Source organism: Paracoccus sp. S-4012 (assembly GCF_009674885.1).
Classification (GTDB): domain Bacteria; phylum Pseudomonadota; class Alphaproteobacteria; order Rhodobacterales; family Rhodobacteraceae; genus Paracoccus.
This window is the reverse complement of sequence record NZ_WKKA01000002.1, coordinates 370,110-387,729: the sequence shown is the minus strand read 5'-3', so window position 1 is coordinate 387,729 and position 17,620 is coordinate 370,110. Positions and strand designations below refer to the sequence as shown.

The window sequence follows — 17,620 nt, the reverse complement described above, 5'->3', positions numbered from 1 at the left end:
CCCCATACAGGCCGCGGCGTCCGCCGCGCAACCCCGAGGCCACCCGTGACGATGTTCCCGCAGACCCTCCTCTCCGATCTGAACGACCGCTCGCGGGAGGTTTTCCGCCGCGTGGTCGAGGCCTATCTGGAAAGCGGCGAGCCGGTCGGCTCGCGTAGCCTCGCCGCGGCGATGACCGAGCGCGTGTCCTCGGCCACCATCCGCAACGTGATGTCCGACCTCGAGGCGCTGGGCCTTCTGGACCATCCGCATACCTCGGCCGGGCGGCGGCCGACGCAGATGGGCCTGCGGATGTTCGTGGACGGGCTGATGGAGGCGGGGCCGGTCGCCGACACCGACCGCGCCGCGCTGGAGGCGAGCGCGCGGATCGCCGGGACGGGCGACCCCTCGGCGCTGCTCGACCGCGTGGGCGCGGCGCTGTCTCGGCTGACGCAGGGCGCCTCGCTGGTGCTGACCTCCAAGCAGGAAGCGCCGGTGCGGCATATCGAATTCGTCTCGCTCGCGCCGGACCGCGCCCTCGTGGTGCTGGTCTTCGCCGATGGCCGGGTCGAGAACCGCGTGTTCACCCCGCCGCCGGGGCAGACGCCCTTCTCGATGCGCGAGGCCGGCAACTTCCTCAACGCCCATGCCGAAGGCCGGACGCTCTCGGAGTTGCGCGACCATATCGCCGCGCAGATCACCGCACGGCGGGCGGAACTGGACACGCTGGCGGCGGAGATGGTCTCCTCCGGCCTCGCCCTCTGGGACGAGGCCGCGCCCGAGCCGCGGTTGATCGTTCGCGGCCAGGCCAACCTGCTGGCCGAGGACGAGGCCGACCTCGACCGCATGCGCGAGCTTTTCGACGACCTCGAGCGCAAGCGCGACCTGGCCGAGTTCCTGTCGCTGGCCGAAGAGGGCGAGGGGGTGCGGATCTTCATCGGGGCCGAGAACAAGCTCTTCTCACTTTCGGGTTCCTCTCTGGTGGTTTCCCCCTATATGAATGCCGATCGCAGGATCGTGGGGGCGGTCGGCGTGATCGGCCCGACGCGGCTGAACTACGGCCGGATCGTCCCCTTGGTGGATTTGACCGCGCAGCTGGTCGGACAGGCGCTGTCCGGCCGAAAGGGATGACGAGATGACCGATTCGCAGCAGGACCGGAACGCCGAAGAGGCCGTGTTTGACGAGGTCGCCGAGGCGCAGGAGCACCCCGAGGTCGCCCGCCTCCAGGCCGAGGCCGACGAGTTGCGCGACCGCTGGATGCGCGCGCTGGCCGATGCCGAGAACGCCCGCAAGCGCGGCGAGCGCGACCGCCGCGAGGCCGAGCAGTATGGCGGCTCGAAACTCGCCCGCGACATGCTGCCAGTCCACGACAACCTGACCCGCGCGCTCGACGCCGCGAACGACAGCACGCGCGAGGCCGCGGCCGGTCTCGTCGAAGGCGTCGAGCTGACCCTGCGCGAACTGGAAAAGGTCTTTGCGAAACACGGCATCACGATCCTGAACCCCGCCGTGGGCGACCGCTTCGACCCCTCCGTCCACGAGGCGATGTTCGAGGCCCCGGTCCCCGGCACCCGCGCCGGCGACATCATCCAGGTGATGGCCGTGGGCTTCATGCTCCACGACCGGCTCTTGCGCGCCGCGCAGGTTGGCGTCAGCTCCACCCCTGCGTCCTGACGCCGCCTCCCTCAAAGAAAGGTTGAGTTCATGTCCGGCGGGGGCGACGATGCCGCCGGGGAGCCGGTCGCGCGGGGCATGGGGGTCCCGCCGCGCTCCCTTGAGGGGGAGGACACATGAACGAGATCTCCACGAACCATTCCGGCGGCGAGCGCTCCGCCGCGCTCGATCTCAGCCATCTCGGGATCGACTGGCCCTACAAGGCCCGCTACGGCAACTACATCGGCGGCGCGTTCGTCGCGCCGAAGGCGGGGCGCTATTTCGACAACGTGACGCCGATCACCAACGAGGTGCTGTGCGAGATCGCGCGCTCGGACGAATCGGATGTCGAGGCGGCTATCGACGCCGCGCACAAGGCCAGGGACGCCTGGGGCCGCACCTCGCTGGCCGAGCGCTCGAACATCCTGTGGCGCATCGCCGACCGGATCGAGGAAAACCTCAAGCTGCTTGCCGTGGCCGAGACGCTCGACAACGGCAAGCCCATTCGCGAGACCATGGCCGCCGACCTGCCCTTGGCCGTGGACCACTTCCGCTACTTCGCCGGCGTGATCCGGGCCGAGCAGGGTCACATCTCGGAAATCGACGCCACCACCTACGCCTACCACTTCAAGGAGCCGCTGGGCGTCGTCGGGCAGATCATCCCGTGGAACTTCCCGATCCTGATGGCGACGTGGAAGATCGCCCCGGCGCTCGCCGCGGGGAACTGCATCGTGCTGAAGCCGGCCGAGCAGACCCCGGCCTCGATTCTCGTGCTGATGGAGCTGATCGGCGACCTGCTGCCGCCCGGCGTGCTGAACATCGTCAACGGTTTCGGCGTCGAGGCCGGCAAGCCGCTGGCCTCGTCCAAGCGCATCGCCAAGGTGGCCTTCACCGGCGAGACCTCGACCGGCCGGCTCATCATGGAATACGCCAGCCAGAACATCATCCCGGTCACGCTGGAACTGGGCGGCAAGTCCCCGAACATCTTCTTCGAGGACGTGATGGACCGCGACGACGCCTTCTTCGACAAGTGCCTCGAAGGCTTCGCCATGTTCTCGCTCAACCAGGGCGAGGTCTGCACCGCACCCTCGCGCGCGCTGGTGCAGCAGTCTATCTACGACCGCTTCATGGAGCATGCGGTCCAGCGGGTGAAGAACACCAAGGCCGGCAATCCGCTCGACCCCTCGACCATGATCGGGGCGCAGGCCTCGACCGAGCAGATGGAGAAGATCACCTCCTACCTGCAGATCGGCCGCGACGAGGGCGCCACGCTCCTGACCGGCGGCGAGCGCGGCACGATCGAGGGGATCGAGAACGGCAACTACATCCAGCCGACGGTGTTCCAGGGCGACAACGCCATGCGGATCTTCCAGGAGGAGATCTTCGGGCCGGTCCTCGCCGTCGCGCCCTTCAAGGATGAGGCCGAGGCGCTGCAGATCGCCAACGACACCAGCTACGGCCTAGGCGCCGGGGTCTGGACCCGCGACGGCAGCCGCGCCTTCCGCATGGCGCGCGGCATCCAGGCGGGCCGGGTGTGGACCAACTGCTACCACGCCTACCCGGCGCATGCGGCCTTCGGCGGCTACAAGAAGTCGGGTATCGGGCGCGAGAACCACATGATGATGCTCGACCACTACCGGCAGACCAAGTGCATGCTGGTCAGCTACAGCGACGACGCGCTGGGCTTCTTCTGAGAATGCCGCGCAGCGGGCGGGTTGTCTGCAACCCCGCCCGCCACTAGCTTGCCACGCGAGGCGCGCGGGGACCCTTCGCGCGCCTTTGCGATGAAGGGACCCGCGCATGCTCAAGCACCGCCTCGACGATGACGACGACGATGATGACGACGACGACCAGCCCGAGCGGCGCGAAAAGCAGGACGAGGAGAAGGGCGAGGGCCTTGGCCTGCCGCAGACCGGCGCCATCGACAAGCTCTACTTCAAGTCGCGCACGGTCATCGTCACCGGCACCATCAACGACAAGCTGGCGCAGCGGACCGTCGCCCACCTGATCGCGCTGTCGGAGGAGAGCGACGATCCGATCAACATGCTGATCTCGTCCCCCGGCGGCCACGTCGAATCGGGCGACATGATCCATGACGTGATCGGCTTCATCCGGCCGGTGGTGCGGACCATCGGCTCGGGCTGGGTTGCCTCGGCGGGCGCGCTGATCTTCATTGGCGCCAAGCGCGAGAACCGCTTCTGCCTGCCCAACACCCGCTTCCTGTTGCACCAGCCCTCGGGCGGGATCGGCGGGACCAGCTCGGACATGATGATCCAGGCCGAGCAGATCCGGCAGATGCGCGACCGCCTGAACCGCATCTTCTCGGAGGCGACCGGCCAGCCGGTCGAGCGGATCGAGCAGGACACGCGGCGCGACTTTTGGCTGAACACCGAGCAGGCGAAGGAATACGGCCTGCTGAACAAGGTCATCCGCTCGATGGACGAGCTGAAGTGAGGCGAGGGGCGTTCCGCGCCCCGGTTTCGCCTTGATCCAAATATCCCACGGGGGTGCGGGGGTGTGAAACCCCCGCGTCGCAGCGCCTACAGCCCCGCGCCCTCATCCGCCCCGATCATCAGGTTGAGGTTCTGCACCGCCGCCCCGGACGCCCCCTTGCCGAGGTTGTCCAGCACCGCCACCAGCACCGCCGCCGCCGCCTCGTCGCTGCCATGCACCGAGAGGTCGAGCCGGTTCGTGTCGTTGAGCGCCGTCGGCACCACGCGGCCGCCATAGCTCTCGGCCGCCACGACCCGCACGAAACGCGAGCCGTCGTAATGCGCGGCGAGCGCGTCATGGAAATCAGAGATGCGCCGCCCGCCGAGATGCAGCGGCACCTGCACGACCATCCCCTGCGCGAAGCGGCCGACCGAAGGGGCGAAAACGGGTCGCGCGGTCAGCCCGGCATGGGTCATGATCTCGGGCAGATGCTTGTGCCCCTGGCCCAGCGCATAGACGAAGAAATCCGGAGCGCGGCCGTCCTCGAACTCGGCGATCAGCTCCTTGCCGCCGCCGGTGTAGCCGCTGACGGCGTTGATCGACAGCGCCTCGTCGGCTGCGACCAGCCCGGCCGCGACCAAGGGCGTGATCAGCGCGATGGCGCCGGTCGAGTAGCAGCCGGGATTCGAGACACGGTCGGCCCCGGCGATCCGCCGGCTCAGGCCGGGGGCGAGTTCGGGGAAGCCATAGACCCAGCCCGGCGCGACCCGGTGCGCGGTCGAGGCGTCGATGATGCGGACCGGCAGGCCCTCGGCCAGCTCCACCGCCTCGCGCGCGGGGGCGTCGGGCAGGCAGAGGATGGCGACATCGGCCTCGGCGAAGGCCGCGCGGCGCGCGGCGGGGTCCTTGCGCCGGGCGGGGTGCACGCGCACCAGCTCGATATCGGCGCGGGTTTCCAGCCGCTCGCGGATCTGCAGCCCGGTCGTGCCGGCCTCGCCGTCGATGAACACCTTGGCCATGCCGAGCCCCCGTCTTGCGCGCGCCGATGCATAGCGCCACGGTCCCCGCGGCACAACAACGGGGCGCGGAGCCATGAGTTTCGACAGCGACGTGATCGTCATCGGCGGCGGCATGGCCGGGATCAGCCTCGCGGCGCGGCTCTCGGCCACCGCACGGGTCGTCGTGCTGGAGGCCGAGGACCAGCCGGGACACCACTCCACCGGCCGCTCGGCGGCGATCTTCATCCTGAACTACGGCGGCCCGGTGCTGCGCCGCCTGAACGCCGCCGCGCAGCCCTTCCTCGCCGCGCCGGACGAGATCGGCGAGGCCTCGCTGCTCACCCGGCGGGGCGAGCTGCTGCTCTGCGCGCCGGGTGAGGCGGAGGCATTCGAGCATTATCTCGCGGACGCCACCGGCATGGAGCGGATCGACGCCGCCGAAGCCCTGCGCCTCGTGCCGATCCTGCAGCGCGAGCGGATCGCGGCCGCGGCCTGGGAGCCGGAGGCCCATGACATCGACGTGGACCGAATGCTGCAGGGCTTCCTGCGCCTCCTGCGTCGCCAGGGGGGCGAGTTGCGGACCGGGGCCGCGGTGCAGGACCTTGCGCGGGACGCGGCGGGATGGCGCGTCGCGACGGCCGCAGGCGCGTTCCGCGCCCCGGTGGTGGTGAACGCGGCGGGCGGCTGGGCTGACCAGATCGCAGTCCTTGCCGGCGTGCCATCGAAGGGCCTGATCCCGCTGCGCCGCTCGGCCGCGCTGATCCCGGCGCCGGAGGGGCACGAGATCGACCGCTGGCCGATGTTCGCGAACGCCGCCGAGACCTGGTATGCCAAGCCCGACGCCGGCAAGCTGATGGTCTCGCCCGCCGACGAGGACCCGGTCACCCCGCATGACGTCTGGCCCGAGGACATGGTGCTGGCCGAGGGCATCGCGCGCTTCGAGGAGGCGGTGACGATGGAGGTCACGCGGGTCGAGCATCGCTGGGCCGGGATGCGGACCTTCGCGCCGGACCGGGTGCCGGTCGTGGGCTTCGATGCCGCCGCGCCGGGTTTCTTCTGGCTTGCCGGCCAGGGCGGCTATGGCATCCAGACGGCCCCGGCGCTCTCGGCCCTCGCTGCGGACCTGATCCTCGGGCGCGACAGCGCGCTGATCCGCGATCTGGGGGCGGCGCTGTCGCCCGCGCGGCCCGGCCTCGGCGGTTAACCATCTGTTAAGATTTCGCAAGCCTTGCCACTGTCGCCGCGCTAGAACAGCGGGTGGTTGGATCAGGGGACCATCATGCTGATGCTCGCGGGGCTTATGGCGGCGATGCTGGCCGGGGCATTCGTTTCGATGCCGGGCGAGGCGGATGAGGCGGACGAAGCCGATCCTGCCGATCCGCAGCCGGGCGAAGGCGGGTTCGAGGAGCAGACCGATCTTTTCGACGAGGTGGGCAGCGAAGCCGACGAGCCCGGACCCGAGGTCACGATCATCGACGATGGCGCGATGGCTCCGTCGCCGCGCGGCCTCGACCTTGCGGGCGGCGAAGGGGCGGACACGCTGCAGGGCCGGTCGGAGAACGACCGGCTGAGCGGCGGCGGCGGCAATGACGCGATCTCGGGCGGTCTCGGGGCCGACTACATGGATGGCGGCGCAGGGGACGACTGGCTGACGGGGGACGATGCCGCGGAATACGGGCCGGGCGGCAACGACACGCTGATCGGCGGCGAGGGCCGCGACTGGCTGGCCGGTCAGGGCGGCGACGACCTGATCCTCGGAGGTGACGGCGACGACACGCTGATCGGCGGCGAGGGCGACGACCGACTGGACGGCGGCACAGGCGACGACTGGCTCGACGGCGGCGAGGGCGACGACACGCTGATCTCTGGCGGCGGGGCGGATGACCTCGACGGCGGCCGCGGCAACGACTGGCTGGAGGCGACGCCGGGGCCGGAGCGGGTCTGGCTGCGCGGCGGCGAGGGGAACGACACGCTGCTCGCCGGGGCCGGCGACTGGGCCGAGGGCGGTGAGGGTAGCGACGAGATCCGCATCACGGGCGGCGATGCCGGCACGGTCGTCGCGGGCTTCGATCCCGCGGCCGACAGCCTCTATCTGCTGGTCGATCTGCCGGAGGGTGCCGCGCTGCCGCTGGTGACGCTGGAAGAGGCGGACGGCGACACCATTGTCCGACTGGACGGGGCGCAGGTGACGCGCATCGTAGGGCTCGTCGGTCTCGATCCGGCGGCCGTGGTGCTGGAGCGTGCCCAGGCGGCGTGACGGCGCGGCACTTTCGGGCTTCCCTTCCAGGAACGAACCCTCTATACGCGCCCATCCGCCGGTTTCCGGCGGATACTCCATGGGCGCGTGCTGGACGACATCCCGGCCGCCGCCATAACCCCGGAATCGAGGAGACCCCGATGTCGATCACCGTCGAAGACAAGGCCCGTGTCATGGCCGAATATGCCACCAAGAGTGGCGACACCGGCTCGCCCGAGGTGCAGGTCGCGATCCTCAGCTCGCGTATCGCCACCCTGACGGAGCATTTCAAGACGCATCGCAAGGACAACCACTCGCGGCGCGGGCTGTTGATGATGGTCGCGCAGCGCCGCAAGCTGCTGGACTATCTCAAGGGCAAGGACGAGGCGCGTTACACCGCGCTGATCGGACGCCTCGGCCTGCGCCGCTGACGACAGGAAACGCCCCCAAGCCGGGGGCGTTTCGCTTCAGGGCGCCGGGCAATGGGGCTCGCGCCCGCTACATCCGGCGGCGGAGGGTCCGTCGCCTTGGGGATTGCAAATGTTTGATATCGTGAAGAAATCGATCCAGTGGGGCGAAGAGACGCTGACGCTGGAAACGGGCAAGGTCGCCCGTCAGGCCGACGGCTCGGTCGTCGCCACGCTGGGCGAGACCTCGGTCTTGGCCGCCGTCACCTACGCCCGCGAGGCGAAGCCGGGACAGGACTTCTTCCCCCTGACTGTGCACTACCAGGAGCGTTTCTACGCCGCGGGCAAGATCCCCGGCGGCTTCTTCAAGCGCGAGGGGCGTCCGTCCGAAAAGGAGACGCTGACCTCGCGCCTGATCGACCGTCCGATCCGGCCGCTGTTCGTCCCCGGCTTCAAGAATGAAGTGCTGGTGATCTGCACCGTGCTGAGCCACGACCTCGTCAACGATCCCGACATCGTGGCGATGATCGCCGCCTCGGCGGCGCTGACGATCTCGGGCGTGCCGTTCCGCGGCCCAATCGCCGCCGCGCGCGTCGGCTTCGCCAATGGCGAATACGTGCTGAACCCCGAAGTCCAGGACATGGACCAGCTGCGCGGCAACCCCGAGCAGCGGCTCGACCTCGTCGTTGCGGGCACCAAGGACGCCGTGATGATGGTCGAATCGGAGGCCTTTGAGCTCTCCGAGGACGAGATGCTCGGCGCCGTGGTGTTCGGCCACGAGCAGATGCAGCCGGTGATCGACCTGATCATCTCGCTGGCCGAGGAAGCGGCGAAGGAGCCCTTCGACTTCACCGCGCCGGACTACGCGGCGCTGAAGTCGCGCGTTCGCGAATTGGGCGAGGCTGGCATGCGTGAGGCCTATGCGCTCGTCGACAAGGCCGAGCGCCGCGACCGCATCGACCAGGTGCGCGAGCAGGTGAAGGCGCACCTGAGCGAGGAGGAACTCGCCGACCCGAATCTCGGCTCGGCCTTCAAGACGCTCGAATCGGACGTGCTGCGCGGCGACATCATCCGCGGCGGCAACCGTATCGATGGCCGCGACCGCAGCACCGTGAGGCCGATCGACGTCGAGGTCGGCATGCTGCCGCGCACCCATGGCTCGGCGCTGTTCACCCGCGGCGAGACGCAGGCGCTTGCGGTCGTGACGCTGGGCACCGGCGACGACGAGCAGATCATCGACGCCCTGCATTCCAATCACCGCTCGAACTTCCTGCTGCACTACAACTTCCCGCCCTATTCGGTGGGCGAGGTCGGCCGTTTCGGCCCGCCCGGCCGTCGCGAGATCGGCCACGGCAAGCTCGCCTGGCGGGCGCTGCAGGCGGTGCTGCCGGCCCCGACCGACTTCCCCTACACCATCCGCGTCGTCAGCGAGATCACCGAGTCGAACGGCTCGTCCTCGATGGCCTCGGTCTGCGGCGGATCGCTGGCGATGATGGACGCCGGTGTGCCGCTGAAGGCGCCGGTCGCGGGCGTCGCCATGGGTCTGATCCTTGAGGATTCGGGCGAATGGGCGGTGCTGACCGACATTCTCGGTGACGAGGACCACCTCGGCGACATGGACTTCAAGGTTGCCGGGACCGCCGACGGCATCACCTCGCTGCAGATGGACATCAAGGTCGCGGGGATCACGCCCGAGATCATGAAGCAGGCGCTCGCCCAGGCGAAGGACGGCCGGCTGCACATCCTCGCCGAGATGAGCAAATCCCTGACCGAGGGCCGGCGCGAGTTCAGCGCCCATGCGCCGCGGATCGAAACGATGACCATTCCGACCGACAAGATCCGCGAAGTGATCGGCTCGGGCGGAAAAGTGATCCGCGAGATCGTCGAGGTCTCGGGCGCCAAGGTCGACATCAACGACGACGGCGTCATCAAGATCGCCTCGGCAAATGCCGATTCGATCAAGAAGGCTTACGACATGATCCACTCGATCGTGGCCGAGCCGGAGGAGGGCAAGATCTACACCGGCAAGGTGGTCAAGCTGGTCGATTTCGGCGCCTTCGTGAACTTCTTCGGCAAGCGCGACGGTCTGGTGCATGTCAGCCAGATCAGCGGCAAGCGCCTGCAGCATCCAAACGAGGTGCTGAAGGAGGGCCAGGAGGTCAAGGTGAAGCTGCTGGGCTTCGACGATCGCGGCAAGGTCAAGCTGGGCATGAAGATGGTCGACCAGGAGACCGGCGAGGAGATCCCCCAGGGGACCAAGCGCGAGAACGAGGAGGCCTGAGGTTCAGGCAGGACGAAGAAGAAAGCCCCGGCAGTGCCGGGGCTTTTTTGTTGTCGGGCTGTCCGGGGCGCCGCTCAGGCGTTGCGGGCAAGAAGGTGGCAGAGCCGATCCAGATCCTCGAGCGAGCGGTAGGTGACGGACAGGCGGCCGCCCTCGGTTCCGACATGATCAATCGCCACGCGCATCTTCAGCTGTGCCGTCAGGTCGCCTTCGAGGGCGCGGGTGTCGGCGTCCTTCTCCATCTTGCGGTGCGGTTTGGCCTGCCGCTGTTCGCGCGCTTGCACGAGGGCCTCGGTCTCGCGCACCGACAGACCGCGGTCGATCACCCGACGCGCCAAGGCCACCGGATCGCCCGCGGTGATGAGCGCCCGCGCGTGGCCTGCGGTGAGGGTGCCCTCGCGAACCCAGTCCAGAACCTGCTCGGGCAAGGTCAGCAGACGCAGGTGGTTGGCAACATGGCTGCGGCTCTTGTGAAGCGCCTCGGCCAGCTGCTCCTGCGTGTGCCCGAACCGCTCCATCAGCTGGCGATAGGCCGCGGCCTCCTCGACGGCGTTGAGATCGGCACGCTGGATGTTCTCGATCAGCGCGACCTCGAGGACTTCGGTGTCGGTGAAGTCTCGGATGATCGCCGGAATCTCATGGAGCCGCGCCTGCTGCGCCGCGCGCCACCGACGTTCGCCGGCGACGATCTGGTAAAGGCCGCTGTCGGGCTGATGCCGGACGATCAGCGGCTGCAGGACGCCGCGGACGCGGATGGAATCGGCAAGCTCCGCCAGCTCCTCGGCACCATAGCGGCGGCGGGGCTGATCGGGGTTCGGCACGACCGATTCGATCGGCAGCATCCGCAGGCTCTCGCGCGGTGCGGATTCTGCGGCTTCATCCAGATTGATCTCGGCCATCAGCGCGGACAGGCCCCGGCCGAGCCCCCGGCGTTCGAGTTTCGCGGACATGCTCAGCCCTCCACGGAGATACGGTTCAGATATTCCTCGGCCAAATCGCGATAGGCGCGGGCGCCGCGCGACTGCGGATCGTAGAGCATCACGGGCAGGCCATGGGATGGCGCCTCGGAGAGCCGGACGTTACGCGGGATGACCGTCTGGAACACCACGTCGCCGAGGGTCGCGCGCGCGTCGGCCTCGACCTGCTGCGCCAGACGGTTGCGCTGGTCGGCCATGGTCAGGACCACGCCGTCAAGACGCAGCGCCGGATTGGCGCTGCGCCGCACCTCACGCAGGGTCAGGAGGAGCTGGGAGAGGCCTTCGAGGGCATAGAATTCGCTTTGCAGGGGAACCAGAAGCCCGTCTGCGGCGACAAGGGCGTTGAGGGTCAGCAGCCCCAAGGTTGGCGGGCAGTCGATGATGATCGTTTCACCGGAGGGCGCACTGCGGCGCAAGGCTGTTCGCAGATGCGTCAGCCGTCCCGATGCGGCCGCCAGATCGAGTTCCGCAGAGGAGAGATCCGAGGTGGCGGGGACGACGGTGAGGCCCGGCACTGCGGTTTCATGTTCGGCCTGAGCCGCGTTTGCCTCTCCGGTAAGCACGTCGAAGGTAGAAGTCGTGCGCGATTCAACCGGGATGCCAAGCCCGGTCGACGCATTCCCTTGAGGGTCAAGGTCTATGACGGTGACGCTGCGCCCTGCATCGGCAAGCGACGCCGCCAGGTTGATCGCCGTGGTGGTCTTTCCGACGCCGCCCTTCTGGTTGGCGATCGCAACAATCCTCGACTTACCGCGCATGCAGGTCCCTGACTTCGAGGATCACGCCGTTTCCAGTCCGGCTTGGATGTACTGCAAGGTCAAAGACCCAAGCAGCCCGCGCGTCCGCCAATTCATCGTTCCAGCTGGCCCCCTTGGGGAAGAATGCGACCCCGTCAGTCGCCAGATGCCTGCTGGCATATGACAGCAGCAGGGGCAGGGGCGCAAGCGCGCGGGCGGAGACTGTCGATGCCGCAAGCGGCTCCACGGCCTCCGCGCGCGCACAGATCACGCGGGCTGCAAGGCCAAGGTCGGCCACAGTTCGCTGCAGGAAGGTGGCCTTGCGGCGATCGGATTCGACCAGTGTGACCTTGGTGGCCTTGCCCTTCAGCGCGCATGCGGCAACCACCCCAGGGAGGCCGCCGCCGGAGCCGAGATCCGCCCAATCGGACCCCGGATCGGCGTTCAACTCGACGAGCTGAAGCGAATCCTCGATGTGGCGCTGTTGGAAGTGTTCGAGATCGGCGCGGGAAACCAGATTGATCGCGCGGTTCCAATGTCGGATCAGGGCAGTGTAGTGCTCCAGGCACCTGGCTGTTTCACGTGAAACACTCACGCCGCCGACTTCTGCCGGGCTTGAATAAGCAAAAGCGCCAGCGCCGCCGGGGTCATCCCCTCGATCCTCTCCGCGTCGACCAGAGTCGCCGGCCTTACGGCGAGAATCTTGTGCCGGAGTTCGATCGACAGGCCCGGTATCTCGATGAGAGATTCCGCGGGAGGGAGAGAGACCTGCCGACCCACCGCGAGCTTCTCTGCCTCCTTCTTCTGGCGCTCGGCGAAAGGCGCGTAGCATGCTTCGGCACAAAGCGCCTCCCAGGCGGCTTGGGAGATTTCCGGTCTGGCACCATGTTCCGCAACACGCGCGACACCGTCACCCTGACCGAGCGCCTCATAGGCGGTTGTCCATGGACGGGTCGGTGTCTCCCCATTCTCGGTCTCAGCCGCGGGAAGGCGGGTGGTCCGCAACGCCTCGCGGCCGCGCGCCATCTCATCGTGCTTCCGTTCGAAACTGAGGCGACGCGCCTCGGTCACGCAGCCAAGGTCGAGGCCCAGCGGCGTCAACCGCATGTCCGCGTTGTCCGCTCGCAACGACAGGCGGTACTCCGCACGCGAGGTAAACATGCGGTAAGGCTCGGTGGCGCCCCGGCTGACCAGATCGTCGATCATCACCCCGATATAGGCCTGATCGCGCCCAAACTCGAACAACGGCCTGCCTTGGGCCCGCAGTGCGGCGTTCAGCCCGGCCACCAGCCCCTGGGCCGCGGCCTCTTCGTAGCCGGTGGTGCCGTTGATCTGTCCCGCGAAGAACAGCCCGTCGAAACCGGCCACCTCCAGCGTGCGGCGCAGGGAGCGCGGATCGACAAAACTGTATTCGACCGCATAGCCCGGACGGACCATCTCGACCGATGAGAGGCCGGGCATGGAGCGGAGATAGGCGAGCTGAACCTCGTCAGGGAGCGAGGTCGACACGCCGTTCGGGTAGACCGTTGTATCGTCGAGACCTTCGGGCTCAAGGAACACCTGGTGTGAGGACTTGTCCGGGAACTTGACGATCTTGTCCTCGATGGACGGGCAGTAGCGCGGGCCGGCACCCTCTATATTGCCGGAATACAGCGCCGACCGCCCAAGGTTTTCGCGGATGATGTCGTGCGTGTGCTCCGTCGTCTGGGTGACGCCGCAGGCGATCTGCCGGTTGGCCGTGATTTCCGTGAGGAATGACAGGTAGACGGGCTTCGCATCGCCCTCTTGCCGGGGCAGCGCGGCCCAATCGATCGTTCGCCCGTCAAGCCGCGGCGGGGTCCCCGTCTTCAGGCGGCCTTTTGGCAGCCCCAGTTCCGCAAACTGGTGGCGAAGACGATCGGCCGCCGCGCCGCCCCAGCGTCCCGCCGGACGCTGATCGTTCCCGATATGGATAACGCCGCCCAGGAAGGTCCCGGTCGCAACAACCACCCCCCGGGCTTTCAGAACCGTGCCATCCGCCAGCCGAACACCCTGCACGCCGTTGCCCGATAGCACGAGTTCGGAAACCTCTCCCTCAACAAGCGTAAGACCGCTCATCGCGGAAACCGCACCGCTGACGGCTTGGCGGTACAGCGCGCGATCGGTCTGCGTTCGCGGGCCCTGCACCGCGGGACCCTTGCTTGCATTCAGCAGCCTGTACTGGATCGCCGCGGCGTCGCCGAGACGCCCCATCAAGCCGTCAAGAGCGTCGATCTCCCGAACCAGATGCCCCTTGCCGACGCCGCCGATGGCGGGGTTGCAGGACAAAGCGCCCAGGTCATCGCGGGACAGCGTCACGAGCGCCACCCGTCGCCCAAGACGCACAGCTGCTGCTGCCGCTTCCAGCCCGGCGTGGCCGGCACCGACCACGATGACGTCGAACTCGTGTTTCACGTGAAACATCACTTTCCGATGCAGAACCTCGAGAAGACGAGGTCCAAGTAATCCTCTATATCGACCCGGCCGACCAGCGCTTCAAGCTCATGGATCGCCTGCCACAGGGCTTCGGCCAGGAACTCGGCCCCGCTCCGCTCCGCCTCCCGCAGGTGCCGTGCCGCCCGAGCCAGTCTGTCGCGCTGCATCTCGTGCGCAACGACCCCGGCTCCGGCGATACGCTGAGCCAGCCGCTCGCCAATCTCGGACACCAACGCGTCCAGCCCCGCCCCCGTTTGCGCCGACACCCGCAACCCATCTCCAGGATGGAGGTCAGCCTTGGACGTCACCACCAGATCCCCCGGGCACAGCAGCCCGGCCTGAGCCTCACCGGTTTCCGAGAGGTGGATCCGCAGATCGGCAGCCTCCGCCGTCCGTCGCGCCCGCGCGATGCCCTCGCCTTCGACGACATCATCACTGTCCCGCAGACCGGCCGTATCGAAAAGGCTGACCGCCGCACCGTTGAGATCCAGTCGCACCTCGATGACGTCGCGCGTGGTCCCCGGTCGCTCCGAGACGATGGCCACGTCCCGCCCGGCTAGGCGGTTCAAGAGGGTGGATTTCCCGGCATTCGGCGGCCCGACGATCGCCACCTGAAAGCCCTTCCGCACGATCTCCGCTGCCGCCGACCCGGCGAGGGTCGCCTCGATACTCTCTCGAACCGCGACGATCCGCTCCAGAGCCGCGTCGATCAACCCGTTCTCGAGATCCTCGTCCGGGAAATCGATATCCGCCAGAAGCAGGGCGCCGGCCTCGCTCAGCGCCTCCCGCCACTCCGTCGCGCGCTTCCCTAGAAGCCCCGAGGCGTTCTGCACCGCCAGGCGCCGCTGCGCTTCCGTCTCGGCCGCTAGCAAATCCGACAGCCCCTGAACCTGCGTCAGATCCAGGCGACCCGCCAGAAAGGCGCGCTGTGTGAACTCACCCGCCGCCGCCTGCCGCGCACCATGCTTGCGCAGGGCGGCCGACAGCCGCGAAACCACCACCGGCGCCCCATGGAGATGAAACTCCACCGTCTCGTCTCCGGTGAAGCTCCGCCCGGCATCGAAGGCCAGCACCAGCGCCTCGTCGATCGCGTCATCGCCATCCCGCAACCGCCGGGTGCCGGCCTGATGCGATGCGGGCAGATCACCCGCCAGCCGCGCGGCAATCGCCCGCGCCTGCGGCCCTGACAGCCTGACGATGGAGACCCCGCCTTTGCCGGGCGGGGTGGCCTCGGCAAAGATGGTGTCCATCGTGCCTCAGCCCGCGTTCATCGAGTCGAAGAACTCGGCATTGGTCTTGGTCTGCTTCAGCTTCGAGATCAGGAACTCGACCGCATCCGTGGTGCCCATCGGGTTCAGGATGCGCCGCAGCAGATAGGTCTTCTGCAGGTCCTTCGGATCGACCAGCAGTTCCTCCTTCCGGGTTCCGGACTTGAGGATGTCCATCGCCGGGAACACGCGCTTGTCGGCGACCTTGCGGTCGAGCACGATCTCGCTGTTGCCGGTGCCCTTGAACTCCTCGAAGATCACCTCGTCCATGCGCGAGCCGGTGTCGATCAGCGCCGTCGCGATGATGGTCAGCGACCCGCCTTCCTCGATGTTCCGGGCCGCGCCGAAGAACCGCTTGGGCCGTTGCAGGGCGTTGGCGTCGACGCCGCCGGTCAGCACCTTGCCCGACGACGGCACCACGGTGTTGAAGGCCCGCCCCAGACGCGTGATCGAATCGAGCAGGATCACCACGTCGCGCTTGTGTTCGACCAGCCGTTTCGCCTTCTCGATCACCATCTCGCTCACCGCCACGTGGCGCGTGGCGGGCTCGTCGAAGGTCGAGCTGATAACCTCGCCCTTCACGTTGCGCTGCATGTCGGTGACTTCCTCGGGCCGCTCGTCGATCAGCAGCACGATCAGGTAGCATTCCGGGTGGTTGCGCTCGATCGAATGGGCGATGTTCTGCAGCAGCACGGTCTTGCCGGTCCGCGGCGGCGCCACGATCAGCGATCGCTGGCCCTTGCCGATGGGCGCCACCAGGTCGATGATCCGGGCCGAGCGGTCGCGGATCGTCGGATCCTCGATCTCCATCGTCAGCCGCTCGTCGGGGTAGAGAGGCGTGAGATTGTCGAAGGCGACCTTGTGGCGGGCCTTCTCCGGGCTCTCGAAATTGATCGATTCAACCGCGGTCAGGGCAAAATAGCGCTCGTTCTCGCCCGGCGCACGGATCACGCCGCTGACCGTGTCGCCGGTGCGCAGCGCGTGCTGACGGATCATGTCGGGCGTGAGATAGATGTCGTCCGGCCCCGGCAGGTAGTTCGCCTCGGGCGAGCGCAGGAAGCCGAAGCCGTCTTGAACGACCTCCAGCACGCCATCGCCGCCGATGACCACGCCGTCCTCGGCATGCTCCTTCAGCAGCGAGAACATCATCTCGCCCTTGCGCATGGTGGAGGCGTTCTCGACCTCCCACTCCTCGGCCAGCGCCAGAAGCTCAGCCGGGCTCTTGGCCTTGAGGTCGGACAGGTTGAGCCGCTCTTCGCTCATGGAAACCCCGCGGATGGACGGAACCTGGTCCCGTGCAGTCGGAAAATGGATGGGAAGCCCTGACGCCGGACGGCGCGGGCGGTTGACCGCATCTAGGCCGACCCGGCCGGATTGTCAAACTCAGAACTTCACGATCACCGCAAGCACGATGACGACCATCAGCAGCGTCGGCACCTCGTTGAGCATTCGGTACTGCCGCCCGCCGAGGCCCTCACCGCGCCCCAGCGCCAGCCGCTGCCGCCCCATCCAGAGGTGAAAGCCCGTCATGGCGATCACCCCCGCCGCCTTCAGCCATGGCCAGAGCATCGACCAGTCCACGATCCCCGGCGTCAGCACCAGCGCCAGGCCCGCGATCCAGCTCGCCCAGGCCGCAGGGACCATGATGAGCCGGAAGAGCTTGTCCTCCATGATCCCGAGGCTCGCGCCCGGCTCGCCGTCACCACGTCCGCGCTCGGCGTGATAGACGTAAAGCCGCGGCAGGTAGAAGAGTCCCGCCATCCAGGACAGCACCGCCATGACATGGACGGCCTTGGTCCAGGGATAGAGCGTGGCGAGGAGGTCGGTCATGGCGTCCCTCTTCTTACTTAAGAATGAAGATGAAAAAAGGTTGATGTGGCAGTAGGGCCTGGGGACATGGGGATAAGCCTGCGTCCCCTGGTCTATCCACAGGCGCGGGTCCGTTCCGCCGACCATTAAACCAGACGTTGTCAGTCAGTTGGCGGCTGGACCCCGGCTTCTGTCCCCGGCAGTGCAGAACTGCAGCCGAGTTCTCCCCTTGTGGTATCGGCTCGCCCGTTCCCCTTGCGTTCATGCCCGCTTTCCCCAGCCCTTTGCCGGAGCCCCGATCCCGCCCGCCGATCCACCCGCCACAGCCGGCCTTATCCCCAGGCGTCTGGGGACTTCCCTGTCTCCGGCCCCATGGCTATCACCATC

At 67.8% G+C, this 17,620-nt stretch carries 16 protein-coding genes; 8 read left to right on the top strand and 8 right to left on the bottom strand.

Annotation, left to right across the window (positions count from 1 at the left end):
* Positions 1-51 precede the first annotated feature (51 nt).
* From hrcA to GI374_RS05255, 4 genes are all read left to right on the top strand, one after another.
* Positions 52-1,110 carry a heat-inducible transcriptional repressor HrcA gene (gene hrcA / locus GI374_RS05270; RefSeq protein ID WP_154335956.1) on the top strand — a complete coding sequence of 353 codons (1,059 nt, stop codon included), beginning with the start codon at positions 52-54 and terminating at the stop codon, positions 1,108-1,110.
* 4 nt (positions 1,111-1,114) lie between these two features.
* Positions 1,115-1,654 (top strand): nucleotide exchange factor GrpE, encoded by a 540-nt coding sequence (locus GI374_RS05265; protein ID WP_154335955.1) that lies wholly within the window; start codon positions 1,115-1,117, stop codon positions 1,652-1,654.
* 116 nt (positions 1,655-1,770) lie between these two features.
* Positions 1,771-3,327, top strand: coding sequence for an aldehyde dehydrogenase family protein (locus GI374_RS05260; RefSeq protein ID WP_154335954.1), 1,557 nt, complete (start codon positions 1,771-1,773; stop codon positions 3,325-3,327).
* Positions 3,328-3,433: 106 nt separating this feature from the next.
* Positions 3,434-4,087 carry an ATP-dependent Clp protease proteolytic subunit gene (locus GI374_RS05255; RefSeq protein WP_154335953.1) on the top strand — a complete coding sequence of 218 codons (654 nt, stop codon included), beginning with the start codon at positions 3,434-3,436 and terminating at the stop codon, positions 4,085-4,087.
* An 86-nt stretch (positions 4,088-4,173) separates the two neighbouring features.
* On the opposite strand, the gene argC is transcribed toward GI374_RS05255, so the two are convergent.
* A complete protein-coding gene (gene argC, locus GI374_RS05250) occupies positions 4,174-5,085 on the bottom strand; it encodes an N-acetyl-gamma-glutamyl-phosphate reductase (RefSeq protein WP_154335952.1) in 912 nt (303 codons plus the stop codon).
* A 73-nt stretch (positions 5,086-5,158) separates the two neighbouring features.
* Between argC and GI374_RS05245 the strand changes: the two genes are divergently transcribed.
* The 4 genes from GI374_RS05245 (at position 5,159) to pnp (ending at position 9,988) form a co-directional block, all read left to right on the top strand.
* Positions 5,159-6,268: an FAD-binding oxidoreductase gene (locus GI374_RS05245; RefSeq protein WP_154335951.1), complete on the top strand. Its 1,110-nt coding sequence runs from the start codon at positions 5,159-5,161 to the stop codon at positions 6,266-6,268.
* Between the two features lie 75 nt (positions 6,269-6,343).
* On the top strand, positions 6,344-7,321 hold the full coding sequence (locus GI374_RS19050) for a calcium-binding protein (protein WP_154335950.1): 978 nt from the start codon (positions 6,344-6,346) through the stop codon (positions 7,319-7,321).
* 140 nt (positions 7,322-7,461) lie between these two features.
* Positions 7,462-7,731, top strand: coding sequence for a 30S ribosomal protein S15 (gene rpsO, locus GI374_RS05235; protein ID WP_154335949.1), 270 nt, complete (start codon positions 7,462-7,464; stop codon positions 7,729-7,731).
* Between the two features lie 109 nt (positions 7,732-7,840).
* Positions 7,841-9,988 carry a polyribonucleotide nucleotidyltransferase gene (gene pnp / locus GI374_RS05230; protein WP_154335948.1) on the top strand — a complete coding sequence of 716 codons (2,148 nt, stop codon included), beginning with the start codon at positions 7,841-7,843 and terminating at the stop codon, positions 9,986-9,988.
* Between the two features lie 74 nt (positions 9,989-10,062).
* Here the strand turns inward: pnp and GI374_RS05225 are convergent, their stop codons facing one another.
* From GI374_RS05225 to GI374_RS05195, 7 genes are all read right to left on the bottom strand, one after another.
* On the bottom strand, positions 10,063-10,938 hold the full coding sequence (locus tag GI374_RS05225; RefSeq protein WP_154335947.1) for a ParB/RepB/Spo0J family partition protein: 876 nt from the start codon (positions 10,936-10,938) through the stop codon (positions 10,063-10,065).
* Positions 10,939-10,940: 2 nt separating this feature from the next.
* Positions 10,941-11,723 carry a ParA family protein gene (locus GI374_RS05220; RefSeq protein ID WP_154335946.1) on the bottom strand — a complete coding sequence of 261 codons (783 nt, stop codon included), beginning with the start codon at positions 11,721-11,723 and terminating at the stop codon, positions 10,941-10,943.
* Positions 11,713-12,297: a 16S rRNA (guanine(527)-N(7))-methyltransferase RsmG gene (rsmG, locus tag GI374_RS05215; protein ID WP_370515158.1), complete on the bottom strand. Its 585-nt coding sequence runs from the start codon at positions 12,295-12,297 to the stop codon at positions 11,713-11,715. Before rsmG ends, GI374_RS05220 begins: the two co-directional genes overlap by 11 nt.
* Positions 12,294-14,135, bottom strand: a complete 1,842-nt coding sequence (gene mnmG, locus GI374_RS05210) for a tRNA uridine-5-carboxymethylaminomethyl(34) synthesis enzyme MnmG (RefSeq protein WP_370515157.1) — start codon at positions 14,133-14,135, stop codon at positions 12,294-12,296. Before mnmG ends, rsmG begins: the two co-directional genes overlap by 4 nt.
* 8 nt (positions 14,136-14,143) lie before the next feature.
* Positions 14,144-15,406, bottom strand: a complete 1,263-nt coding sequence (gene mnmE, locus GI374_RS05205; RefSeq protein WP_154335944.1) for a tRNA uridine-5-carboxymethylaminomethyl(34) synthesis GTPase MnmE — start codon at positions 15,404-15,406, stop codon at positions 14,144-14,146.
* Between the two features lie 6 nt (positions 15,407-15,412).
* Positions 15,413-16,687: a transcription termination factor Rho gene (gene rho, locus GI374_RS05200; protein ID WP_154335943.1), complete on the bottom strand. Its 1,275-nt coding sequence runs from the start codon at positions 16,685-16,687 to the stop codon at positions 15,413-15,415.
* Between the two features lie 120 nt (positions 16,688-16,807).
* On the bottom strand, positions 16,808-17,254 hold the full coding sequence (locus GI374_RS05195) for a CopD family protein (protein WP_154335942.1): 447 nt from the start codon (positions 17,252-17,254) through the stop codon (positions 16,808-16,810).
* Positions 17,255-17,620 lie beyond the last annotated feature (366 nt).